Source organism: Kurthia senegalensis (assembly GCF_000285595.1).
In the GTDB taxonomy this organism is placed as follows: Bacteria; Bacillota; Bacilli; order Bacillales_A; family Planococcaceae; genus Kurthia; species Kurthia senegalensis.
Window position 1 is genome coordinate 52,941 of record NZ_HE611066.1, and the last position, 24,037, is coordinate 76,977.

Below are 24,037 nucleotides of genomic sequence, written 5' to 3' on the forward strand. Positions count from 1 at the left end.
TATGTTAGAACAAGCAACACTATCAATCGGCCAAGTACTTCCCGCTTATACGAAAGCACCTGTTTCAAAAGTGCAGCTCGTAAAGTACGCTGGTGCTTCTGGTGATTTTAATCCATTGCATACCGACGACTCATTCGCACAAAAAATCGGTCTTTCAGGCGTAGTCGCACATGGCATGTTGATCATGGGCTTCCTTGCCGAATATGTCGAACATCTCGCAGGAGATATTGCGATTGTTCAAGATTTCCGAATGCGTTTCGGTGCAATGACTTTCGCAAAAGATACGATTACATGTCGCGGTGTCATTAAAGAACTATTTGAAAAAGATGGCAAACATCATGCAATCTTAACGTTATATGCCGAAAAAGGTCCCGAAGAAATCGTCGGTTCTGGCGAAGCGATTTTACAATTTTAAAGGAGTGTTTGTATATGAATGCAATTCGAGATAAATATGCCATCGTAGGTGTTGGCGAAAGTAAACGTTCAAAAAATTCAGGTACGACTCCGCTTCATCTTGCGCTACAAGCATCTCGCGCAGCACTAGCAGATGCCGGTCTTGAGGCGAAAGATATCGACTGTTTCATGAGCTATTCAGAGCATGATTCTTGCTCCCCTCACCAAGTTGCAACATACCTTGGCGTTCGCCCACAGTATGTAAAAGAAATTATGGGTGGCGGTAGTAGTACAGAACTTTTAATCGCAGATGCGATTGGATTAATCGAGACAGGTCAAGCGAAGACCGTCTTAATTTACCGTTCGATGAATGGTCGCTCGGGTGTCCGCATGGGTGGTGGCGGTTGGAGTAGCGATCTTCTACAATCTGCTTTCGAAGGCGGAAGCTTCATTATCCCTTACGGTGCCGCAAGCCCTTCTCAATGGTTCGGTTTATTTGCGACACGCCATATGAAAATGAATGGCTTAACACAAGAACATCTTGGTCACGTTTGTACAAGTTTTTATGAGCATGCACAGCGTAACCCAAATGCTTTCTTCTACGGAAAGCCGTTAACAATGGAAGATTATTTACAAACAGCGCACTTGAGCTCACCTTTCACGAAACATGATTTTTGCTTAGAATCAGACGAAGCAAATGCCATTATCGTGACATCTGCTGAACGTGCAAAAGATTGTAAATCAACACCGGCAATCATTATGGGAATGGCTGCACGTCAATCTGTATCGCATGCCCATTACTGGAAAAATGTCGATGAAGTCGCTTCAGATTACGTTGCGAAGCCATTGTACGAAGCAGCTGGTGTAACGCCAGCAGATATTAACGTCGCTTCTATTTATGACTGTTTCAGCTGGGTCGTGCTACGCCAGCTTGAAGCATATGGACTGGCTCCTAAAGGAGAAGTCGGTGATTTCGTTGCAGCTGGTAATTTGAAAATGGGTGGTAAACTCCCTACGAATACGGCTGGTGGGATGCTATCAGAAGGCTATACACACGGTATGAATAACGTGTTAGAAATTGTTCGTCAAGTTCGCGGTGAATACGAAGGAACCGACCGACAAGTGAAAAACCATGAGATTGGAATTTGTACAGGATGGGCTGGCCCAGACTTAGCTGGCGCTATGATTATTCGCAAATAGGAGGAGATTTCTAATGACTGAAGAAACAAAAGTTCAATACGCTAAACCAATTCCGTTAAAAACGATTGATAATGCACCTTATTGGGATGCTGCTGATCAACATGAATTAAACTTACAAAAATGTACAGACTGTGGTCATTATGCACATCCTCCTGGTCCCGCTTGTGCACACTGTGGGAGCGAAAATGTCGTATGGGAAAACCAAGGCTCTTCTATAGAAGGAACTGTTTACTCATACGTCGTATCTTATCGCCCATTTTTACCCGGATTTGAAGAAGATTTGCCTTTAGTAATTGCAGTCGTTGAACTTGCACATATCCCCGAAGTGAAAATTATTGCCAATATTTTAAATGCGACACCAGACCAAGTAGACATCGGAACATCTGTCAAAATGGTATGGGAAAAAATAAATGATGAACGCGCAATCCCTCAATGGGAATTAGCATAGAAAGCAGGTGGAATAATGGATTTCTCTTATACAGTGAAAGAAGAAGCTTTTCGTCAAGAACTACGCAGTTGGTTAGAACAAAACTTACCTGAAGGTTGGTTAGAGAGTCAACAACTACCAGAAGATGAAGAAGAACTAGGTGTTTTCCTACGCGCTTGGCAAAAAACATTATCTGATTCACGTTGGGCAGCCATTGCATGGCCTGAAAAGCACGGTGGTCGTGATGCGACATTAATGGAAGAAATTATTTATCACCAAGAAATGGTTCGCGTAAAAGCGCCACCTCTTGTGAACTATGTCGGTCTTCATATGGTCGGTCCTACGTTAATGCAAATTGGAACGACGGAACAACAGCAAAAATACATTCCGAAAATTTTATCGGGTGAAGAAGTATGGTGTCAAGGATACTCGGAACCGAATGCAGGTTCTGATTTAGCAGCTGTTCAAACGACGGCTGTAAAACAAGGTGACAAGTGGATCATCAATGGTCAAAAAATTTGGACGAGTTTTGCTCACTTTGCAGACCGATGCTTCTTAGTCGCACGTACGAGTAAAGGCGAAAAGAAACATCACGGTATTACGTGTTTCCTACTCGATATGAATCAACCCGGTGTTGAAGTTCGTCCAATTATTCAAATGAACGGTGAACATGATTTTAACGAAGTGTATTTAAATGATGCCGTTGCATACGATACCGAAATCATCGGTCAATTAGACGATGGTTGGCGTGTAACGATTGCACTTCTAATGCACGAACGTACAGGAATTGGAGCTCAAGTGTTCTCGCTTGAACAACAATTCAGCGAACTCGTATCCCTCATGCAAAATACGACAGAAGATGGTGAACCGCTCATCGCCAAAGCAGATGTGCGTAAACGCTTATTCCAGTTGTACATGAAACAACGTGGATCCCTACTTAACTACTACCGTAACTTAACGAAGCAATTAAAAGTCGGTCATCCCGGCGTAGAAGGTTCGATGGATAAATTATTCGTCAGTGAAGTAACGAAAGAGTTGTTCTCTGAAGCCATTTCACTTCAAGGACATAACGGTTTGCTTTGGAAAGAAGATGCCGTAAGCGGTAGCAACTACTGGCAAACAAATTACTTATACTCATTCGGTCAAACAATTGGTGGCGGTACGAGCGAAATCCAACGCAATACGATTGCGGAACGTATTTTAGGCTTACCAAAAGACGCAGGAAGATAATACGAGGAGGCGAATGAAATGGACTTTTCATTAAGTGAAGATCAAGAGTTATTCCGTAAATTTGTACGTAAATATTTAGTCGATCACGAACAAACGAAAATTGCTCGCGATTATATTGCGCAGGAAGTAGTAAATACGAAAAAAGTGATTGCTGGTTTAGATGAGCTTGGCTGTACACAATTAAACATTCCCGAAGACTTTGATGGCATGGGACTTGGTCAGCTTGATCTCGTACCTATTTTTGAAGAATACGGTCGCGTCTTAATGCCCGGTGTTTATTTAGAGACGAGTGCAATCGTCGTTCCCCTTCTAAAAAAATACGGCACAGAAGACCAAAAACAAACGTATTTAACAAAAATTGCGAATCAAGAAATTCGTGCAACAGTCGCTTGGTTAGAACCAGGCAATAGTTATGCGGAAAAAGGAATTCAACTTGCGGCTACCGCCCATAACGGTGCACTCCTTTTAAATGGTATTAAAACACAAGTGCCGGATTGTGAACTTGCGACACATATGCTCATCCCATTCCGAAACGAACAACGTGTCACGCTTGCACTCGTTCCCCTCGATGCACAAGGTGTGACCGTTCGAGCACAAGAAAACTTTGATGAAACGCGGAAATTAAGTGAAGTTACATTATCACAAGTTGTCGTAGAAGCTGAGCAACTAATCGCTCTAAATGAAGATGGATTCGCTGTTTTAACAGAAAGTTTATTGACGTATAACGCTTCCCTTTCATCTGTTATTGTCGGTGCAATGGAGCAAATCGTACACACTGCAAGTGAGTATGCTAACATCCGTGAACAGTTCGGACAACCGATTGGGCGCTACCAAGCGATTAAACATCGCCTTGCTGATATGAAGCTACAACTTGAAACAGCACGCTCCCTTTCTTACTATGCAAACTGGGCAATTGAGACGCATTCGGAAGATTGCAGTGAAGCCGTATATAGTGCTCGAATCTTTGCTACAGAAGCATTTATCGAAATTGCTGCACAAAATATCCAAATTCATGGAGGAATCGGTTTTACCGAAGAAATTGATTGCCATCTCTTCGTTAAACGCTCACGCTTTTATGAAAACTATTTAGGAACGAATGTCGACTATTACGATCGAGCAATCCAAGCATTGAACTGGGTCGGTATGAATGAAGCCGTTCGTAACTAATACACATTTTCCGTCATAAACAATTCCACCCATATAAACGAAAAAAGAGAAATTACTCCCCATAAGTAATTTCTTTTTTATTGTTCGAATAATTTGAAAATAAAGTCGTATACGTCTTATAATTGAGGAAATAAGACGTTTGTAACGTAATGCTTACATTCATCACTTATTGATTCATACAACGGGAGGGATTTCATTGAGTAAGATTACTGTAGGTACTGAAAACGGCGCACCCATTCAATTATATTTTGAAGATGTTGGCGAAGGAAAACCGATTGTCCTCATACACGGTTGGCCATTAAGTGGACGTTCTTGGGAAGCCCAAGTACCCGCTTTAGTGGAAGCGGGATATCGTGTCATTACGTATGATCGTCGAGGTTTCGGAGAATCATCTAAAGTTTGGAATGGCTATGAATACAATACGTTTGCTGCCGACTTAAACATTTTGATTAACTATTTAGATTTGCACGATGTGACACTCGTTGGATTTTCAATGGGTGGTGGTGAAGTTGCTCGATACATTGGACAATATGGAACATCACGTCTTTCTGGAGCTGTTCTTGCAGGAGCTGTAACCCCGTATTTATTTAAAAATACGGACCACCCAGAAGGTGGGATGGAAGATGCCGATGTCATCGGTATGCAAGAAGGCATACGTAAAGACCGTATTGCCTTTTTAGAAGAATTCTCGAAAAACTTTTATGCTGCAGGTGAAACACAAGGGCTCGTTAGTGAAGCATTTAGACGTTACAGTGTTGAAATTGCTTCATTCGCGTCTCCGAAAGGAACCATTGATTGTATCGCTGCATTCGGACGGACAGATTTCCGTGAAGATTTAAAAAAATTCGATATTCCAACGCTCGTTATTCACGGAGATGCCGACAATATTGTGCCTTTCGAAGTGAGTGGTAAATTAGCACACGAACAAATTAAAAATGCCGAATTACAATTAATCGCTAATGCTCCGCACGGTCTAACAGCTACGCATGCAGATGAATTCAACGAAGCACTGTTACAATTTTTAAATAAATTATAACTATGCTGAAGAACAAGTCTGTTCGGATGTCATAAGCTTGTTTAGGATTTAAGACACCCTTTAGAAGCGTCTCCAAAATAAAGAACAATACGTATAAAGAACTGTCGTGAGGAACTAACCTACGAAAGTGAGGTTGAACGATCTTTTTCCGGTACTGAATCGGTGAACGGTCGTTTCACTTTATTTATCAAAAAAACACTTCCAAAGATTTTATACCTTTGGAAGTGTCTTTTTTATGTTGTTTCAAACGTTAATCACGACAGCTTTTTTTATTTGACTACGATTTTTCCAATAAAAAACGCCCTTCACTCATTAAGAGGAAGGACGAAAAATTCAAATGATTTTATTTACGTTTTCTACGTGCTACGGCAAAGATTACAAGTGCAGCAATAAGAATGATTACGCCAATCCAAGTAAACATTGATGTATTATCACCTGTTTGTGGTAATGTTGCACCTTTGTTCGTTGAATCGTTATTCGTTGTAACAATTTGTTCGTTTGGTGTTGATGGACTAGTCGGTGTTGTCGTCGTTGTGCTTTCTGACGGTTTATTCGTACCAGTCGTTGTCGAACTATTTTCTTTCGGTTTGTCCGGTGTTCCCGTTGTTGAACCGTCTTCTTTCGGTTTGTCCGGTGTTACTGATGTTGAATCATCTTCTTTTGGTTGATCTGGTGTCGGTGGTGTGGATTCGTTCACTTTCGTATTACCGAATTCAACGCTAACATCGCTACCTTCCATTGTGAAGCTAAGTGGCGCATCATCTAATGTATACCCATTTGGCGCTTTTACTTCAACAAATTGATAATGACCATTTTGTAATTTTTCTACAACAATCTCACCATTTTGATCCGTTACAAGATTTTGTTTCACGAGTGTGCCATCTTTTGCGAATAAGTTAAATACTGCACCTTTCAATGCATCATTCGTAATCGCATCAACTTTTTTCAATGTCACTGTCGCTGTTTGTTTCTCGTTTTTAATCGTTTGATTTACTGTTTCATTCGCAACGACGTCTACATCATATGATGTTGTTTCAAGTACGTAGCCATTTGGTGCTTTCGTTTCTTGAATTGTGTATGTTCCAGGAACTAAATCTTTTAATGTGATCATTCCGTTCGCATTTGTCGTTACTTCTTGTTTAAAGTCATTTGGTCCAACAACTGTAAATGTCGCATCTTTTAATGCTTCTTCTGTCGTTGCATCGACTTTTTTCAATGTTAATTGACCAACTTTTGGTTGCTCTTTCGCATTGACGATTGTTTGTGTGAATGTACCTTGTACCGTTACGTTCACTGTATATTCTACATCTGTTAAAACGTAACCTGCTGGCGCCTTCGTTTCTTTCACGACATATTCGCCTGCTGGTAAGTCTGTTAATTCGATGTAGCCGGCGTTATTCGTTACTTTCGTTACTTCATAATCGTTCGGACCTGTAATTTTGAATTCTGCACCTGCAAGAGATTCTTCTGTATCGCTTACTTTATGAATCAGAAGTGATCCTACTTGAGGAATTGTTTTTTCATTTTGAACCGTTAATGTAAATGTCGTTTGATCATTAATCGTTACCGCTTCTTCTGTATCATTTAAATCATAACCTGCTGGCGCTTTTGTTTCTTGAACAGTGTAATCGCCAATTGGTAAGTCTGTTAATTCGATATATCCGGCGTTATTCGTTACTTTCGTTACTTCATAACCGTTCGGACCTGTAATTTTGAACTCTGCACCAGCTAATGATTGTTCAGTTGCTGCATCTGTTTTATGAATAAGAAGATTCCCAACTTTAGGTGCTTCTACTACGACTGGTTTCTTCGTATTTAAAACCGTTTGCTCATAAATACCTGCTGGTGTAATGACTGCTTGGAATGATTGTTTTGCTAAATAATAACCTTCTGGTGCTTTTGTTTCTTCAATTGTATACGTACCAATTGGCAGTTCTGTTACGTCAATTAATCCATTTTCATCTGAAGTAGCGACTTTTTTAAAGTCTTTACCTGTGATCGTGAACTCTGCGCCTGCAAGTGGCTCATTCGTTTCACCATCGATTTTATGGAGTTTTAACGTACCGGTTTTTGGTGTTTCTTTTTGGTTCGTTACAACTTGTGTTGTCGTGCTGTCCGTTGTAACTTCTACTGTAAACACTTTACTATTTAATTCATAGCCTTCTGGTGCAACAATTTCTTGAATTGTATACGTACCGATTGGTGCGTTTGCTAAAGTGATTTCACCTTTTGCATTCGATACTTCTGTATACACTTCATCATTTGGACCAACAATTTTAAATGTCGCATTCGCTAATGCATCACTATTGTGTCCATCGACTTTCTTCACGATTAACATACCGGTTTGTTTATTATTTTTAATCACTTTTGAAGTCGTTTGACCCGCTTCTACTGTGACTGTAAATGGTTTGTCATTCAATACATAGCCTTCTGGTGCAGCAGTTTCTTGAACTGTATAGTCACCTTCAACTAATGAAGTGAAGTGAAGTAAACCTGCTTCATCTGTCGTTGCTGTCGCATCGAATCCATCTTCATTCGTAATGTGGAATGTCGCGCCTGCTAACACTTTTTCAGAGTCTGCATCTTGTTTCGTAATCGTTACTTCCCCAAGTGGTTTTTGTGTGTTTTCAATCTTAACAACGCCCATATACGTGTTTGTCGTTTTATCTTTTTTCACAGAAACAGCTGTTTTCGCAGCATCTCCAGTTGGTAACTCATATCCTTTTGGTGCTTTTGTTTCTACTAATACGTAGTTGCCGAAAGGAACGTCTTGAATAACTGCACGACCTTCTGCATTCGTAGTCGCCGTTAATTCATTTCCTTCTGCATCTGTAACGGCTTTACCGTCTGTTGTTTGTAATGCAAATGTTGCGCCTGCTAATGCTTGATCAGCATGATCTTTTGCGACTTTTTGAATTTGAATGCTGCCGATTGGTAATGTTTTCGGTGTATTTTCAATCGTGACTGTTTGTGTCGCTTTTGAAACATCCACTTTAATTGCTTGATCGTTTAATACATAACCTTCTGGTGCAGCAGTTTCTTTAATTGTAATGCCTGCATCTGTGACATATTTTGAATAAGGAATATCTTTAAATGTAGCAATCCCTTTTTCATCTGTTGTCGCTAATTGTTTAATTGTTACGTTCGCTTCTTTATCTGTGTAAGAAAGTTCAAATGTTGCACCGACAAGTACGTTGTCGTCATCTGTTGCATCGACTTTTTTCACTTCAAGTGAACCTGTTTCGATGTCAGCACCGCTAGAACCACTACCGCCAGCATTTGATACTTTAATAGAAGAAGAAGTAGATGTGTTCGTGCTCATTGGATCAGCAGAATCAATGCTTACTTTATTCGTAATTGCTTGACCTGATTTTGCTGTAATGTATGAATCGTATGTTAATACGTAAGCAGAATCAATTGCTTTCGCAAATGCGAGTGTAAAGCCGTTGTTTTTAACGTCTACTGTATAATCTTTGTTTAATTCAAGTGGTTCGCCAACTGTTTGTAACTTGCCGTCTTTCACTTGTGCTTTGTATAATTTGAAGCTCGTATCAATGATGCTATGTCCTGTTGACAATTCATCTTTGATTTTTACATCTGATAATTTAGATTGTGTTCCGTTAATTTGAACGTTCCAGTGTGCTAGACGTCCTTCTTGAGCACTTGATTTCGTTACGTAGTTACCTGCGTAAGGAACGGTGCTCGTATCCGTTACCACTTTGCCATTCTCAACCATGCCATCAGAAGCTGATTTTGCATATGTTGTTTGAATGCCATTACCTAAATCTGATGAAGTAATTTGGTCATCAAATTTAGATTGGTAAGCAATTTGGTAAGCCCCTGTTTTACTAGCGCCTTCTGGTAATAATTTATCCATATCAATCGTGAATTTATGCAGCTCGTTACTAAATACGAGTGCCTCTTCCCAATTAACGTCTGTTATTTCAGTAATATTTGCTGTGTTATTTGCTTCTTTAGCAATCGTCCATTTGTAAAGTTTAAATGAATCTTTTACATACGTTTGACTACCTTTTAACGTATCCGTAACAATGGCGCCTGTTAAATCGTGTAAATTGTAGTTGATTCCTACTTGGTAATCTTTACCTTCGTAGTTCCCTTCGCTATTGTAACGAAGCGTCCCTGTTTTAAAACCATTATTTACGGCGAGTTTATTACTTGATAAATTATGACCAACACCAAGTAATTCTATATTTTGTACACCATCTTTATAAACTAAGTAGTTGTTACTAATATTTTTTGATTTACTCTTATCTGCATCAAATTTCATCGTATACGTAATTGTATACGTACCAGCTGGTGTTGTTGCATCTCCTTTAAATAAGTCAAAATTAATTGTTGAACCATCTTGTTTAATTGCTGATGAATTTTCATAGTTTTTATCTTTTGATGATACGATACTTTCTAACTTGAAATCATATAAACTACCATCTGTCGGAACCATATCTTTCACTGAATATTGGTGACCGTCTTCTGGTACTGTCACGACGATGACGTATTTATTTGTTTTCGTTTCATAGTTCGTTTCGCGTAATGATTTGTAAGTGTTTGCGATTTTGCTCGTAAAGTCTACTGCATGAGATGTTTTCCCGAAATCTTGGAGTGTACCATCTACAGGAACTTTCAATGTTGCATTGTTCGTAAATTTGACCCCGTTTGCGACCGTCATAATTTGATTCGCATTCGGTGAGAAACCTACATTGTATTTCACAACGTATTTACCTTCAATTTCTTTCTTAAATTTAATCGTTGAATCAATTTTTTTCGCACCGTTCGCAACAACGACTTCATAATCTGAAGATGGTACAAGTGTTTCTATACCATCTGTCACTTTATAAATAGAGAAATCTTGATTGCTTAATGCATTAAATTTAAATGTTTTATCATAAATTGTGTTCGTACCTAAACTATCCACAATCGTACTACCTACAGGTAATGTATTGCCTTTTGTATCAAACGTAACATCATAGGCTACTTGATTTCCGGCTTCATTCATCTTACCTTTTTTCGCTACATCAACTGTTGCTTTGTACGTAGCTGTTGCTTTATTTGAATCGTATGATTGCTCGTTTGATGAAAGTTTTGCAACGTTCGTATATGTAGCGGCGATCGTTTTGTTTTCGCGTGCTGTCGTAATGACGATACGGTACGCTTTTGATGTGTTACCCAGTGCAACAGTTACGTTATGATCCGCAGTCGTCACATCGGGTGTTACTTTCGCACCGAGTTCACTATTTAATGAACCTGCTGCATTTAATTTCATTACTAATTCGTTGACTTGCACATCCGTCACTTTTAATCCAGCTGGAATGGCATCTGTCACCATAGCATTCGTTAATTTTGATAAAGACGTATTGACATCAATCGTCCACGTAAATGTTTCACCGTCTTGAGATGCTTTCGCTTGTTTCGTGATTTCAGCACCTTTTTCAAAATCAACGACTAAATCTGCGGCTTGTGAACCGTACACAATTTCTGTTGTACCTTCTTCAATTGGTGCTCCAGGTTTCATTGTTGATTCTGCTTCAAAATGAATTTTTACGTTTTACCTTTATAAGCAGTTAATGTAACTTTGCCATCTTTCGATAACGTAAATTTCCCTACTTTTTTCGTACCTTCGTAAATTTCTTCATCTTTGTAGGTTGTAATCGTTTGAACTTGTTCTGGTAAATCAAATGTAATCGTACGATCCGCATCTAGATTCCCAAAATCAAAGTCATAGCTAGCTTTAATAATATCCGTAATCGAAGTAACTTTATCTTTAGGTTGATAATCTTTATCTTGGAAAGTTAATTCAAAGTTTGTTAAGTCGCTTAACGTGTCTTCTGCAGCACTAGCTTGGAATTGCAAACTAGAAAAACTAAAGATCATATTCAAAATTAATACGATCGATAAAATGGGTGCTATTCGTTTATGCATCTTTTTTATTAAACCTCCTTAAAAGTCAATAGTTTTCATTATATCTTATTGTTCTTTAGTCTCATATCACACTAAAATTATAAATTTATATTTTTAATATAGTCATAAAGTAATGAAATGGTCATTTTTTATAAAAAATGAAAAAAAATCGTATTTCTTCTCATTTTTTTGTATTAATATTGGACTTATTCTTTTCAAATCGGACGTTTAATGTGTTGAACATTAGGCAATTTATGTAATAGAACACAGAAAGTTGTATAAAAATGTATGTTTTTACGAATGAAAACACTTTCATAATTTGCTTAAATTGAGTAGAATAGATATATATGAAAAATTATTTCTTTTTTTGATTTTAATTGTGAAATATTTTTAGGAGTGAATTGTATGAAAACCTATATAGGTGTTGATATTGGTACGACTTGTACGAAAGCTTTATTATTTGATGAAAACGGAAAAGTATTAAATGATGCAAGCTTTGGCTACCCTTTATTGAGTCCAACGCCATCTGTGGCAGAACAAGATCCAGAGGAAATTTTTAAAGCCGTAGTGAAAACGTTAAAGAACGTAATCAATTTAAATAATTATGATGTTTCAAGTTTACAATTTGTTTCTTTCAGTGCAGCTATGCATAGCTTAATCGCCATGGATGCACAAAATAATCCACTAACAAATAGCATTACTTGGGCTGATAGTCGCGCAACAAAATACGCAGAAAAAATTAAAAATGACTGGAATGGACAAGAGATTTACATGCGTACAGGTACGCCGATCCACCCGATGTCACCACTAAGCAAAATTACGTGGTTACGTCATGAAAAACCTGAAATTTTCAATGCAACGAAGAAATTTATCGGTATTAAAGAATATGTATTTTATAAACTATTCAATCAATATATCGTAGACCACTCCATTGCTTCTGCAACCGGTTTATTCAATTTAAAAACGACTGACTGGGATGACGAAGCACTTGCAGTAGCAGGTATTCGTAAAGATCAATTAAGTGCATTAGCTCCGACGACAACGATCGTCACAAATATTTTACCGAGCATGGCTGAAAAAATCGGCTTGCCGAAAGATATTCGTTTCGTAATCGGCGCAAATGATGGCGTACTTTCTAATCTTGGTGTCAATGCGATTGACCCAGGTGTCGTTGCTGTAACAATTGGTACGAGTGGTGCGATTCGTACCGTCTCTGACAAACCAATTACTGATCCAAAAGGTCGTATTTTCTGTTACGTCTTAACGGACAAACATTGGGTAATTGGCGGGCCTGTTAACAACGGGGGTATGACATTCCGCTGGGTACGTGATGAATTAGCTTCTTCAGAAGTCGAAACAGCAAAACGTTTAGGTATAGATCCTTACGAAGTGCTAACGAAAATTGCTGAACGCGTCATGCCTGGTGCGGAAGGTTTACTATTCCACCCATACTTAGCTGGTGAACGTGCGCCACTTTGGAATGCGAATGCTCGCGGTTCATTTTTCGGCTTAGGCTTACATCATAAACGTGAGCATATGATTCGTGCCGTATTAGAAGGTGTCATTTTCAACTTATATACCGTTCTTCTTGCGCTTGAAGAATTAATCGGTATTCCACAAAAAATCCAAGCAACAGGCGGTTTCGCAAAATCAGAACTGTGGCGTCAAATGATGGCTGATATTTTCAACCAACCGGTAACAGTTCCTGAAAGCTACGAAAGTTCTTGCTTAGGTGCCATTGTATTAGGTCGCTATGCGATTGGTGAAATTGAAGATTTCTCAATTGTTTCTGAATGGGTCGGTGGTACACATCACCATGAACCAATCGCTGAAAATACAAAAATCTACAATGAGTTAACACCGATTTTCATTCGTCTATCTCGTATGTTTAATGAAGAGTACGGTTCAATCGTCGACTTCCAAAATAAATGGGTTAAAAAATAATCGTTGTTGACTGTCTTACACAGTTAAATAAGAAAAGCCGTCGTGGTTTCAAATCCACGACGGCTTTTTTCATCTTTTCATACAAAATTTTAACAGAATTAGACGGATGCTTTCCTGTGGCATAGCTGAAGCCATCTCGCTCGTAAGCTCACTCCAGAGTCTTCAGCTCATGCTTTTCCACTAGGAGTCGCCGTCAAATTCTTGTTGAACTACCTCTTTAAATAGTGTATTCGAGAAAGATGATCTCATATTGTCCGTTGATTCAAAAGGGAATATCGGAAGGAATCCAACTAAGGTAAATTAAATATCTTAACAATATCGTAGAGCGGGATCATCGCTTTATAAAAAAACGGATGCGCCGGATGCTTGGATTGAAGTCCCTACGAGCGGCCAAACGAATTATTGCAAGGATAGAGGCTATGCACATGATCAAAAAAAGGAATTCATGCAGCAACGGTTTAGATTAGTTGCTTAAGACCCTATGTCACTAGAAATCATTTTACAGACGCGTATCATTTCTTTCATGCACTCATACTAATTTGATCTCAATTTTTTTCTCTACTTATTCAAAAAGAGTCGCCAGATATTAATCATGGCGACTCTTTTTATTAGACGAGCGTTTTATCCACGTCTATTTCTTCATTATATGCAATTATTTTTTAACGACTACGTGTCCACCAAATTCGTTACGTAATGCAGCAACGACTTTACCAGTGAATGTATCGTCTTCTTGAGAACGGTAACGCATCATTAAAGCTAATGTTGTTACAGGAACTGGCGCTTGTAATTCAAGAGCTGTTTCTACTGTCCATTTACCTTCACCAGAAGAGTTCATTACACCACGGATTCCGTCAAGATTAGCATCTTTAGAGAAAGCGTTTTGTGTTAATTCCATTAACCAAGAACGAATAACTGAACCATTATTCCATACTTGTGCTACTTGTTCGTAATTGAAATCGAATGGGCTCTTCTCTAATACTTCGAAACCTTCAGCGATTGATTGCATCATACCGTATTCGATTCCGTTATGAATCATTTTTAAGAAGTGACCGCTACCCGCTTTACCAGCGTATACGTAACCATTTTCAACACAAATGTCTTGGATGAATGGTTGGATGTGGCTGAATGCTTCTTCGTCGCCACCGATCATCATGCACGCACCGTTTAATGCGCCTTCTGTACCGCCGCTTGTACCAACGTCCATGAAGTGAATGCCTTGTTCTTTTAATTCTGCTGCGAAGCGAGTTGATTCTTTGTAGTGAGAGTTCCCACCATCGATTAAAATATCGCCTGCTTCCAGTAAAGGTGCAACTTGTGCAACAGTTGCTTTCGTAATATCACCTGCTGGAACCATTAACCATACGACACGTGGTTTTGGTAATGCATTGATTACTTCTTCGATTGATGTGAAAGCTTTACCACCTTGTGTGTTAAAGTTTGCTACAGCGTCTGCATTAATATCGAATGCATTTACACCGTGATTGTGTTTTAATAAATTCAAACCTAAGTTAAAGCCCATTTTTCCTAATCCGATTAAACCAATTTCCATTTTAATTCCTACTTTCTTTTGTGGGTTGTCATCTTCGTTCTTACGCCGAAAATGTTATACTATACTTAACAATTCAAACTAAAGGAGTCTCATTTATGCCCCAATCTACTATGAGAACAATCCAATCAAACTATTCTCGTCTTAGCGAAAAAGAAAAGCTGATTGCAGATTATGTTTTAGAAAATCCAAAGAAAATTATTCATGCGACAATCAGTGAAATTGCAAGTGAATTACAAATTGCAGATGCGACAGTCTTCCGTTTTTGTAAACGGATTGGCTTCGGTGGATTCCAAGAAATGAAAATCTCACTTGCCGCTGATATTACGAAACCTGCACCACCTATTTATGATGAAATCAATGAAGATGATGATGCACATACCGTGACAACTAAAATCTTTAAGTCAAACATTCAAACGTTAGAAAACACAATATCACTCGTAAAAGCACGTGATATGGAAGCGGCAGTTGACCTGTTATGTGAAGCCGAAAATATTTACTTCTTCGGTACAGGCGGATCCGCTGTCATCGCAATGGATGCTTACCATAAATTTATGAGAACGGGTGCCAAATGTTTCGCTTTCATTGACTCCCACTTCCAACTGATGGCTGCTTCTCAAATGACAAAGCGTGACGTCGCCATCCTCATTTCTCATTCTGGTTCAAACCGTGACACACTCAATATTTTAAAGACGGCTGAAGAATCGGGCGCTCAATCTATTGCGATTACGGCTTTTCCAAAATCACCAATCGGACAACGCTCAACGATTACGTTGTTGACGACTTCTGAAGAAACGGAATACCGTTCAGAAGCACTCTCGTCACGTATTGCACAACTAAGCCTTATTGATGCATTGTTCGTCAATGTGATGATCAAACATAAAGATTCTAGTCAAGACGCGCTCGATCACTTACGAAAAGCGATTGCAAAAACGCGAACATAATGTAAAAACAGCAGAGGGCTGTCCAATACATATTGGGCAGCCTTCTTTCTATTGATTATAAAAATGCATTTAAAATTAAAGCGAAAGCGAAGGCAGTGAATGATAAAATTGTTTCCAATGCTGTCCACGTTTTAAATGTTTCTTTAATAGATAAGCCTAAATATTCTTTAACCATCCAGAAACCTGCATCGTTGACGTGAGAGAACATTAATGAACCTGCACCTGTTACGATTACGAGTAACTCAAGGTTAACACCACTCATTGTTTCAACGATTGGCGCAATAATACCTGCTGCTGTCGTTAAAGCAACGGTTGCTGAACCCGTTGCGACACGAATTAAACCTGCAATGAAGAATGCAAGGATTAACGGTGATAGTGACATATTTTGTGCCATATCCCCGATCATCGTACCAACACCTGAATCGATTAAAATTTGTTTGAAGCCTGAACCTGCACCAACGATTAATGCAATTGAACCGACTGGTAATAAACATTCTTCCACAAATTTTTTGATTGTTTTACGGCTACGTCCACGCATATAACCGAGTACGTATGTTGCGTAAAATACACCGATTAGTAACGCAATTAATGGAGAACCGATAAACGTTAATACTTCTTGGCCTGTTACATTTTTCGTAATTTGTTTTGCTAGTGTTCCTAAAACCATTAAAAGAACGGGTAATAAGATGGCGAAGAATGAAACGAATACGCTCGGTGTTGTAATAACGGGCGCATCATCTTCAAATTTTTCATTTGAAGCGTGTAATAATTCTGGCTCGCCTTCAGGTTTCACACGTTTTGCAACCCATTTTGCAAATAGTGGACCACCAATAATACCAGAAGGAACCGCGATAATTAATGAATAAATTAATACTTGTCCTAAGTCAGCTCCATAAATTTGGATTGCTGTTACTGCACCTGGATGTGGAGGTACTAGTCCATGAACGATTGATAAACCGGCAATTGCTGGTAAACCAATAAGTAAAATGTTTTTCTTCGTAGATTGTTGGATTGAAATAATTAATGGTAATAAAATTAAAATACCGACTTCGAAGAATACCGGAATACCGATAATGAAACCTGATGCAAACATCGCCCACGGTAATTTTTTCTCACCGAATACTTTAATGAAGAAGTTAGCGATTTGAAGACCTGCGCCAGATTCTGCTAATAATTTACCTAAAATAGTACCTAAAGCTAAAATACCGACTAAGTGACCTAACTGGCCGCCTACCCCTGTCTCATAAGCACCGACGATTTTTGTGAAATTCATACCTGAAAAAATTGCTAAAAATAAACTTGCCATTAGTAAACTAATAAATGCATGCCACTTGAATACCGAAACACCAACGACAACTAAAGCAATCGACAAGATCGTAATGATAAGTAGATAGATGTCCATTACTACACCTCCATATTTATTTTGAAAATTGTAAGCACTTTCATTACATCTATTATATGAATTATTTTTTCTTTACACAACCCCTTTTGTGAAATATTTTTTCTATATAAAAAATAAAAAGAGCCGACAAATGCGCCGGCTCTCGTGAATCATCTAATGATGCAATAAAAATTAAACATCTTTAAATAAATCTTGTTGCGTCAATCTTTTTTCATGTTTCTTGAAAAGCTTACACAAATATACGTGGTGGTTAAGTCCCGCAACTTGTGTGAATCGTTCTAAACTCGAGATTTGAGTACAGTCTCGACTTGCGCTAGTATTTCTTACGAACAAAAATTGAAAATCTTTGTCTTGCACAAACGCGATTGCATCATTATTACTTATATCGTTCCCCGTATTTATATAAATAAACCTTTTTTTGAAAGATAATTTATTTTTTTATTTTGAACGCAATATGTGAAATATTCTTCACAACTTAATCATACTTTTCTTGTACAATAGATAGTGGATTATATAGTCATTAAAGGAGTCGATTAGTTATTATGAAACGTTTTATTTCTGCTGCTGCACTCGCAGCTTTGTTAACTACAATGGGAACACCTGCTTTTGCACACTCTGAAATGAGTAGCTCATCACCGAAAGACGGCGAAACGGTGACGACACAACTCGATGAGATTTCTTTATCTTTTGCAGGGAAAATTGAAAAAGGTAGTTCAATAGAAGTTACTGAAAAAGATGGAAAGAAAGTAGCCATCGAAAAAATCGATATTAACAAAGAAAAATTAACGGCGACTTTTGAAGAACCGCTAGAAAATAATGAATATACCGTCGATTGGGACGTTATTAGTGGAGACGGACATCCATTAGAAGGTAATTATAGCTTCACCGTTAATGCACCAGAAGAAGTGAAAACGACGACAGAAGAAAAAACAGCAGAGAAACAAACTGAAAAACAAGAACAAGTAAAAGAAACGCCAAAGAAAGACACTAGTGAAGACGTAACAAGTCCTTCAACGGGCATGTTGATTAGCGTATTCGGTGGGATTATTATTTTGATTGCTGCCGGCATGTTCTTCCTATTTAGGAAAAAATAATGCTCGCCTTTTCACAAGCTATTTTATACGTCTGTTTAATGTTTTTAATGGGAACTTTTATTTTAAAAAGCGTTCCCACATCTGCTCGTCCTGACATAGCTGTTCCGAAAAAAGCGTTACTCATTGCAGCAATCTTATTGCCCATCGCTGCTTTCATACCAGTCTTCGATGTCATCATTCATTTAGAAAATCGCCTCGGTTTTTGGCAAGCATCGATGCTAACAATCACATCGACGACAGTTGGACTTTCATGGATTGCGACAGTTGCCTTTTCAGTCATGCTCATTTTAGTCATAGCGAAAGGGAATTTCCCTCGTTATAGCATACTCATTTTGACATTGATTATCGCAACACTGGCATGGTCAAGGCACACAGCTTCTATCCAATTTACAACGGGAATTATTAACGACTTCATTCATACACTCGCTATGTCTGCTTGGGTCGGCACTTTGTTTGTCGTTAGTTTCTTCTCAAAAAATGATAAAAATTGGCTCGCTTTCTTAAAATGGTTTACGATTTTAGCAGCCGTTTGTTTATTCGTCATTATGATTAGTGGTTTATTACTAATGGGCGTTCTGATCCCCGGTTATGTCGCTTCTTGGATTACTTCATACGGTCAAGGGTTATTTATTAAACATCTCTTCTTAATTCCAATTGTCTTTTTAGCGTTCGCCAACAGTGTGATCGGTCGATTTTTACTTAAGAGAGATTATATATTCAACCCATTCCCTTGGGTACGTGCTGAAAGTATTTTCTTAATTTGTATTTTAATTGTGACAGCTATTTTCACACAGCAACAACCGCCTATCCATGAATTAACAGATTCTATGATTTCGCCTGTTTTTGAATGGCTTCACGGAGGTATTTCTGTTGGAGGAGACACGATATTAAGCTTTGCCTTTTCTGGTGCTGCTGTCGGATTTTTATCTCTTGCAACAGTTGCCATTTGTGTATTCTTAATGTCATTCTTAATTCGCAAAATACCTGTCTATGCCACAACACTAATTGGGTTCGTCATCGTGATCAGCGTTTACTTATTCGTTATGAAAAGTGTCGTTTTACTTTAAAATATAGCCAATAAAAAAGAGTAGCATCTGAAACGAGATGCTACTCTTTTTGTATGTATGCGTGAAAAAAAGACTGAAACTTATTACTACTCCAGCCTTTTTTATGCTAATTAAATATTTTCAATTACTTTGGAATCGATATCAAATATTTCCATCAATGTCGTCTCTTCGATACTTTGATCTTTAATATCCTCAAGTAGAACGAGCAACAATTGACGCGGATTTCGTAAATATTCAATTTCTCCAAATTTATAATATAAGACAGGCTCATTCAAATCGCTATGATTGCGAGGCGACGTAAAATACGTCCATCTTACTTCGGGAAAATGATGAATGATTGTTTGCGCATAATAAATAGCAATGTCCATAGCTAAATCAATATTATCAGCAGAAACCTCATATGGATTTTCAAGCAGTAATTCTTTTTCTTCATCAAATATTGTTTCAGAAACATCTCGAATACTGTCTAATATAAGTGCAATGTCCGACTCTGACAGTTCATGTAATTCAATCTGGTCCAAATACCATTGGAAAAGTGGCATTAAAGAGCCTCTCGTATAATCTAGCGACACTTGGTGATTCGCTACTTCGTAAAGCATGTGCATGCGATTCGGTATTTCTGAAACATACCAATCAAAAAATTGTTTCGCTTCTTCTTCGTTCATATCGAGAAAATCTTTCATTTGAAATGGTGGCAATGATAGCGTGTACTCCATTTTGGTCCCTCCTAACTGCAGTTCCATAATATTTTATTATAACTAGTATACAATTTCTCACGAAGAATAGAAATGAAATTCCTAGACTCTCAAAGATTGTTTCAAACGCCGATATATGTACCATCATTATGCATATGCGTAATGTAAAATAGGGAGACAAAAAAATGCCGTTTCGCAGTTCAAACTTTGGTATCGTCGATATTATTAATATTTTAAAACTATTTGGAGCTGCTTAAGTCTTCTAGTACAATCCATCAACTAAGAAGCCATATTGCAGAGTTGGAGACAATTTCTACGAAAACAACACGAACTCCATAAAAACTATTTACTCAATTGAATAATAACTTAAAATCGCGCTACTTTAATTTCTAAAGTAGCGCGATTTTTTTAACAATGGAAATAAAACAGCAAAAGTTAAAATGTAATTGATAGACGGAATTTGTTAATAAAGTTGTTCCACAAATGCAGTAAAGGTAAAAGCACAGAAACGTGTTTGTTTTTCAAAGACAATTTTTGCTGTTTCTTCATAGCTCTTCCCTAATCGCACGGCTAATGGTTTAAATGGCGATGCCCCTTCGTGCAACCAATAAGTAACACCTACTGGCAAGCTATTTTTACTTCCAGTTGGATAAATGAAACCAAATAAATTGCCAAAGGGATCACAAGCAAACGGCACAAATGGCGCCGGCATACGATCGCCCATCCGTTTCACATAGTCCAACACATAATCCGCACTTGCTGGATTAAAGGATAGTAAATCCCCTACAAAGAGTTCAATGCCGACACTTAAAAAGTGTTGGTGATCAAAACGGCCTCCGTTGATTGTACGGAAGAATTGGATAAAATCTTTCGGGAAGCGGACTTCTAATTGGCGTTCAACCTCGCGCAGACCTTCTAAGGCATCTTTTTCTTCCGTTCGATAAATGCCTGTTTGCTCAATACCTGAGTGATCAATCGTATATGTGGTCGGGTTAGGATCATGCGCCCACGTCGAACGGCCTCCTGTGTGTCTTATTAAATGCGCATAGGCATTGACTAACTGCATTTTCCCAGGTTCTTTATGATGATGCCAAACTAAACCTTTTAGCTTCGGTGCACCCGCCGCTAAATCCTGTAGCTGCATCGGTGTAAAGCGGGAAGCAGGTATCGCTCCTGTTTCGAGTGCTTCCTTGAGTTGACGAAAACATTCTTCGAGCTGTACATCGCTTTCGCCTAAATAGAGTTCTTCGGGTAGTGTTGCGGTAAAGTATAAATTATTCCCCTTAAAGGCAGGGTGCTGATTCTCATACTCTACCGGTTCTTCGGGCAGAAGTTTTTCAAAACCTGGCTCACTCGTACGAAGTAACGCCGCATAAGCCGCTTTTCTCTCTTCTTCAGCTTTTCTTCTTGCCTCTGATTCGGCCTTTTCGAGCGCTTCATATTCCTCGTAGGTAATTAAATCTTTCGCAAACTCTGTGAAGGTTTCTGCTAAATAGCTTGTTGAGTGCTCACGTAAATGGGCAATAGCCTCCTCTTCCGTCAGGCCGTCACCCTCCATTAAATTTTCAATCGAATCGGAACCGTCATGCGTCCAATAGGCCACGGTTGGATTTTCAGGTCCTTCCACGTAATCAAAACAGAAATAATCGCCACCAGGTGTTGCGGCGAAAGGCACTAATTCCTCTGGCATACGTCCTTGTTCTACATAATTATCTTTCGCTACTTTAAATGTTGCTATATAAGGTGCATCCTTTGAAGGAATCGTTAATAACTGTGAAAAAGAAAGTCCATCCCACGTAACATTTTGCTCCAAATAGGCGCCAAAATAAGGGATTGCTTCATCAAGGAAATCTGCTGGCAGTTTCACTTGTAGTTCCTCTTCTGCTTGTTTAATTTCTTGCGGTGTTGCAGGTTCTTTTATTTCTGACCAGTCAAATTGATTGAATATCATTATCTAAAAATCCTTTCCATCTTCTTTTTTTGTATGTATTTGTCATTTATCTCCATTATATACAAAAAATATGTATTTTTCCGTGTCTTTTTTAGACAGATGGTGGTCGATTCACAACTAATACATTATCTGCCTGTTGTTTTTCTAAGTAATCAATAAGATCCACACCATAAATCCCTTCCGCATAATCCATCTCTGATTCATAAATTGGTATAAGCTGATTAGTGACAATAAAGAATCTTTCATTCGATGCAGCAGAAACATCATTTTCTATTGGAGGTCTGGCTAAAAGATGCGTCATGTTTGTATACTCAGAAAGAATTGCCGCTATTTCCCCTTCTACCGGAAATGTTGTATACACATCTAGTTTCAATGAATTTTTCCGAACGTGATACCCTAGTTCTGCCATTAGACGGAGTGGCCAATTTTTTTCAGGAAGTGTCCATTCCTCTTCAGAAGCGACCCAATTAAGTGGTAGTTTCATCATCATTTCCACTACTTTAGTCGAATAAGTAGTGGACTCTTTTGTAGACACATTATCGCTGACACCGAGCGTGAAAACAACATAATACGGATGTTTCTTTGTTGGATAAATGATATTTCCACTAATTGGAATGGAAGGATTACTTTCTACGGTTAAGTCCGTAATTTGAAATGCAATCGGTCCATACTCTGTTTCAAATCGTTGGCGTATTGTTTCCGAATTAGACAGTTTTTTTAGGTTTTTTAATTGATTTAGATGGTCCCTCACTTGCGGACATATCCACAACCGCAGGACGTTGAAAATCAATCACTTCCTGTACTTGTGCCGCAGCTAGTTTTTCCTGTAATGCTTCATTTCCATTTACTTCTGCATACTGCCATTCGGCTTTGTATACCGGCACCAGTTCATCGATGCGAATCTCTTTCCCTTCTATAGGCAGACGTTGGATGTCCGAATCAGTAGGAGCCGAAATCAACATACCGCTTAAATGGGTTTCGATGTCATAGACGGTAGCTAAGCCGTCGTTATTAGAGACGATGTCCCCTCGCTCAGGTTGGTTTTTTTCAGCATGTGGGATATTTGCTAATTTAATCAACCAATTAATAGGCCATTTTTTATCTTTATCTGACCAGTCTGCCTCGCCGTCAAGCCAATCTGCCGGCACTTTCATCATATTTTCCACATATAACAGGTTGTACCCAATGGCATAGTCACTCATGCCCGTTGTAAATAAAACATAATAAGGATAGGCAGTTGATGGCGCAATGATGTGCACTTGTACAAACAATTGAGAAGGGTATTTGTGACGATAGGTCGTTTGAATGGGTCCATACACTTCTTCAAAAGCCGCTCGAATTACGTCATGACTTGCCGGCTCCTCGGGTTCCTCTACATATTGGTCCTCCTCTTCATAGCCATCATCCTCGTCTTCCTCTTTAGGCGTTGTACGCGGCACATGATCGTCTGGCAAAGTCGCATTATGGGCCTGAATGAGCGCCAGAATCTCCGTTTGATTTTGTTCTTTCGCCATCAACTCGGCATCTTTTCGTTCAAAATAGCGAATTGTTGTGTCCACACCATGGTCGATTAATAGTTGGACAACCTCTTTACTTCCAGAAAGAATGGCACTGAATAGGACATCCTTATAGGGATGAGGCGGTTCAAAATTCACATTAGCCCCACGTTTAAGAAGATACTTGACCATCTCATAATGTCCTTCTTGAGCAGCAATCGATAATGCTGTGCCTCCACGATTTTTATTTGCCACATTAACATCTAATCCAAAATCTATTAACCATTTTACTATTTCTAATTGATTTTCTCTCACTGCCAAATGTAACCAGCTACCTGTAACCACATCTTCATAAAGATGCGCTGGATTTTCTTTAATTAGTGTTTTAACTTCCTCTGCATTACCTTCTATTATGGCGGCATAAATTTGTTTTGTAATAACTAATTCTGAATCGTTATTATTATTTTTCATTGTGTCCCTCTTTATTTTCAATAGATATTTGTCATTTATCTCCATTATACACAAAAAA

18 protein-coding genes and 1 pseudogene are annotated in these 24,037 nt (G+C 38.5%); 11 read left to right on the plus strand and 8 right to left on the minus strand.

Annotated features, from left to right (window positions below):
• Position 1: 1 nt before the first annotated feature.
• The 6 genes from KSHG_RS07690 to KSHG_RS07715 all read left to right on the plus strand — a co-directional run bounded on the left by KSHG_RS07690 (position 2) and on the right by KSHG_RS07715 (position 5,453).
• Complete coding sequence (locus KSHG_RS07690) at positions 2 to 415, plus strand: MaoC/PaaZ C-terminal domain-containing protein (RefSeq protein WP_010304315.1); 414 nt, start codon at positions 2 to 4, stop codon at positions 413 to 415.
• A 14-nt stretch (positions 416 to 429) separates the two neighbouring features.
• Positions 430 to 1,593: a thiolase C-terminal domain-containing protein gene (locus KSHG_RS07695; protein WP_010304317.1), complete on the plus strand. Its 1,164-nt coding sequence runs from the start codon at positions 430 to 432 to the stop codon at positions 1,591 to 1,593.
• Between the two features lie 13 nt (positions 1,594 to 1,606).
• Positions 1,607 to 2,041, plus strand: coding sequence for a Zn-ribbon domain-containing OB-fold protein (locus tag KSHG_RS07700; protein WP_010304319.1), 435 nt, complete (start codon positions 1,607 to 1,609; stop codon positions 2,039 to 2,041).
• 15 nt (positions 2,042 to 2,056) lie between these two features.
• Positions 2,057 to 3,250, plus strand: coding sequence for an acyl-CoA dehydrogenase family protein (locus tag KSHG_RS07705; protein WP_010304321.1), 1,194 nt, complete (start codon positions 2,057 to 2,059; stop codon positions 3,248 to 3,250).
• Between the two features lie 18 nt (positions 3,251 to 3,268).
• Positions 3,269 to 4,417, plus strand: a complete 1,149-nt coding sequence (locus KSHG_RS07710; RefSeq protein ID WP_010304323.1) for an acyl-CoA dehydrogenase family protein — start codon at positions 3,269 to 3,271, stop codon at positions 4,415 to 4,417.
• Between the two features lie 196 nt (positions 4,418 to 4,613).
• Positions 4,614 to 5,453 carry an alpha/beta fold hydrolase gene (locus tag KSHG_RS07715; protein ID WP_010304325.1) on the plus strand — a complete coding sequence of 280 codons (840 nt, stop codon included), beginning with the start codon at positions 4,614 to 4,616 and terminating at the stop codon, positions 5,451 to 5,453.
• Between the two features lie 343 nt (positions 5,454 to 5,796).
• On the opposite strand, the gene KSHG_RS07720 is transcribed toward KSHG_RS07715, so the two are convergent.
• Together KSHG_RS07720 and KSHG_RS07725 are read right to left on the minus strand one after the other, a co-directional pair.
• Positions 5,797 to 10,983 carry a SpaA isopeptide-forming pilin-related protein gene (locus tag KSHG_RS07720; RefSeq protein WP_010304327.1) on the minus strand — a complete coding sequence of 1,729 codons (5,187 nt, stop codon included), beginning with the start codon at positions 10,981 to 10,983 and terminating at the stop codon, positions 5,797 to 5,799.
• A gap of 26 nt (positions 10,984 to 11,009) precedes the next feature.
• Positions 11,010 to 11,390 carry a hypothetical protein gene (locus tag KSHG_RS07725; protein ID WP_010304331.1) on the minus strand — a complete coding sequence of 127 codons (381 nt, stop codon included), beginning with the start codon at positions 11,388 to 11,390 and terminating at the stop codon, positions 11,010 to 11,012.
• A 384-nt stretch (positions 11,391 to 11,774) separates the two neighbouring features.
• Between KSHG_RS07725 and gntK the strand changes: the two genes are divergently transcribed.
• Both gntK and KSHG_RS18000 read left to right on the plus strand, forming a co-directional pair.
• Entirely contained in the window at positions 11,775 to 13,313 is a 1,539-nt protein-coding gene (gene gntK / locus KSHG_RS07730; RefSeq protein ID WP_010304334.1) for a gluconokinase, read from the plus strand.
• Positions 13,314 to 13,588: 275 nt separating this feature from the next.
• A pseudogene (locus tag KSHG_RS18000) lies at positions 13,589 to 13,780 on the plus strand (DDE-type integrase/transposase/recombinase); the annotation flags it as partial.
• A gap of 185 nt (positions 13,781 to 13,965) precedes the next feature.
• On the opposite strand, the gene gnd reads toward KSHG_RS18000, so the two are convergent.
• Positions 13,966 to 14,862, minus strand: coding sequence for a phosphogluconate dehydrogenase (NAD(+)-dependent, decarboxylating) (gnd, locus tag KSHG_RS07735; protein ID WP_010304337.1), 897 nt, complete (start codon positions 14,860 to 14,862; stop codon positions 13,966 to 13,968).
• A 95-nt stretch (positions 14,863 to 14,957) separates the two neighbouring features.
• Here gnd and KSHG_RS07740 point away from each other — a divergent pair, with 95 nt between their 5' ends.
• Positions 14,958 to 15,803: a MurR/RpiR family transcriptional regulator gene (locus tag KSHG_RS07740; protein ID WP_010304340.1), complete on the plus strand. Its 846-nt coding sequence runs from the start codon at positions 14,958 to 14,960 to the stop codon at positions 15,801 to 15,803.
• A 55-nt stretch (positions 15,804 to 15,858) separates the two neighbouring features.
• On the opposite strand, the gene KSHG_RS07745 is transcribed toward KSHG_RS07740, so the two are convergent.
• Complete coding sequence (locus KSHG_RS07745; RefSeq protein ID WP_010304342.1) at positions 15,859 to 17,205, minus strand: GntP family permease; 1,347 nt, start codon at positions 17,203 to 17,205, stop codon at positions 15,859 to 15,861.
• 542 nt (positions 17,206 to 17,747) lie between these two features.
• Between KSHG_RS07745 and KSHG_RS07750 the strand changes: the two genes are divergently transcribed.
• Both KSHG_RS07750 and KSHG_RS07755 read left to right on the plus strand, forming a co-directional pair.
• Positions 17,748 to 18,299, plus strand: a complete 552-nt coding sequence (locus KSHG_RS07750) for a copper resistance CopC family protein (protein WP_010304345.1) — start codon at positions 17,748 to 17,750, stop codon at positions 18,297 to 18,299.
• Positions 18,299 to 19,366 carry a copper resistance D family protein gene (locus tag KSHG_RS07755; protein WP_010304348.1) on the plus strand — a complete coding sequence of 356 codons (1,068 nt, stop codon included), beginning with the start codon at positions 18,299 to 18,301 and terminating at the stop codon, positions 19,364 to 19,366. The genes KSHG_RS07750 and KSHG_RS07755 overlap by 1 nt, the downstream gene beginning before the upstream one ends.
• Positions 19,367 to 19,476: 110 nt before the next feature.
• Here KSHG_RS07755 and KSHG_RS07760 read toward each other — a convergent pair whose 3' ends face one another.
• From KSHG_RS07760 to KSHG_RS07775, 4 genes are all read right to left on the minus strand, one after another.
• Complete coding sequence (locus KSHG_RS07760; RefSeq protein WP_010304351.1) at positions 19,477 to 20,082, minus strand: hypothetical protein; 606 nt, start codon at positions 20,080 to 20,082, stop codon at positions 19,477 to 19,479.
• A 442-nt stretch (positions 20,083 to 20,524) separates the two neighbouring features.
• On the minus strand, positions 20,525 to 22,012 hold the full coding sequence (locus KSHG_RS17460; protein ID WP_010304354.1) for an SMI1/KNR4 family protein: 1,488 nt from the start codon (positions 22,010 to 22,012) through the stop codon (positions 20,525 to 20,527).
• A gap of 91 nt (positions 22,013 to 22,103) precedes the next feature.
• Positions 22,104 to 22,763 carry a suppressor of fused domain protein gene (locus KSHG_RS18755; RefSeq protein ID WP_010304357.1) on the minus strand — a complete coding sequence of 220 codons (660 nt, stop codon included), beginning with the start codon at positions 22,761 to 22,763 and terminating at the stop codon, positions 22,104 to 22,106.
• Positions 22,717 to 23,979 (minus strand): ankyrin repeat domain-containing protein, encoded by a 1,263-nt coding sequence (locus KSHG_RS07775; protein ID WP_010304360.1) that lies wholly within the window; start codon positions 23,977 to 23,979, stop codon positions 22,717 to 22,719. Before KSHG_RS07775 ends, KSHG_RS18755 begins: the two co-directional genes overlap by 47 nt.
• Positions 23,980 to 24,037 lie beyond the last annotated feature (58 nt).

What these genes read in the sequence shown, in the direction of transcription:
- KSHG_RS07690 (WP_010304315.1), top strand. Translation starts at nt 2, where the DNA reads ATGTTAGAACAAGCAACACTATCAATCGGCCAAGTACTTCCCGCTTAT.
- KSHG_RS07695 (WP_010304317.1), top strand. Translation starts at nt 430, where the DNA reads ATGAATGCAATTCGAGATAAATATGCCATCGTAGGTGTTGGCGAAAGT.
- KSHG_RS07700 (WP_010304319.1), top strand. Translation starts at nt 1,607, where the DNA reads ATGACTGAAGAAACAAAAGTTCAATACGCTAAACCAATTCCGTTAAAA.
- KSHG_RS07705 (WP_010304321.1), top strand. Translation starts at nt 2,057, where the DNA reads ATGGATTTCTCTTATACAGTGAAAGAAGAAGCTTTTCGTCAAGAACTA.
- KSHG_RS07710 (WP_010304323.1), top strand. Translation starts at nt 3,269, where the DNA reads ATGGACTTTTCATTAAGTGAAGATCAAGAGTTATTCCGTAAATTTGTA.
- KSHG_RS07720 (WP_010304327.1), bottom strand. Translation starts at nt 10,983, where the DNA reads ATGAAACCTGGAGCACCAATTGAAGAAGGTACAACAGAAATTGTGTAC.
- KSHG_RS07725 (WP_010304331.1), bottom strand. Translation starts at nt 11,390, where the DNA reads ATGCATAAACGAATAGCACCCATTTTATCGATCGTATTAATTTTGAAT.
- gntK (WP_010304334.1), top strand. Translation starts at nt 11,775, where the DNA reads ATGAAAACCTATATAGGTGTTGATATTGGTACGACTTGTACGAAAGCT.
- gnd (WP_010304337.1), bottom strand. Translation starts at nt 14,862, where the DNA reads ATGGAAATTGGTTTAATCGGATTAGGAAAAATGGGCTTTAACTTAGGT.
- KSHG_RS07740 (WP_010304340.1), top strand. Translation starts at nt 14,958, where the DNA reads ATGCCCCAATCTACTATGAGAACAATCCAATCAAACTATTCTCGTCTT.
- KSHG_RS07745 (WP_010304342.1), bottom strand. Translation starts at nt 17,205, where the DNA reads ATGGACATCTATCTACTTATCATTACGATCTTGTCGATTGCTTTAGTT.
- KSHG_RS07750 (WP_010304345.1), top strand. Translation starts at nt 17,748, where the DNA reads ATGAAACGTTTTATTTCTGCTGCTGCACTCGCAGCTTTGTTAACTACA.
- KSHG_RS07755 (WP_010304348.1), top strand. Translation starts at nt 18,299, where the DNA reads ATGCTCGCCTTTTCACAAGCTATTTTATACGTCTGTTTAATGTTTTTA.
- KSHG_RS07760 (WP_010304351.1), bottom strand. Translation starts at nt 20,082, where the DNA reads ATGGAGTACACGCTATCATTGCCACCATTTCAAATGAAAGATTTTCTC.
- KSHG_RS17460 (WP_010304354.1), bottom strand. Translation starts at nt 22,012, where the DNA reads ATGATATTCAATCAATTTGACTGGTCAGAAATAAAAGAACCTGCAACA.
- KSHG_RS07775 (WP_010304360.1), bottom strand. Translation starts at nt 23,979, where the DNA reads ATGAAAAATAATAATAACGATTCAGAATTAGTTATTACAAAACAAATT.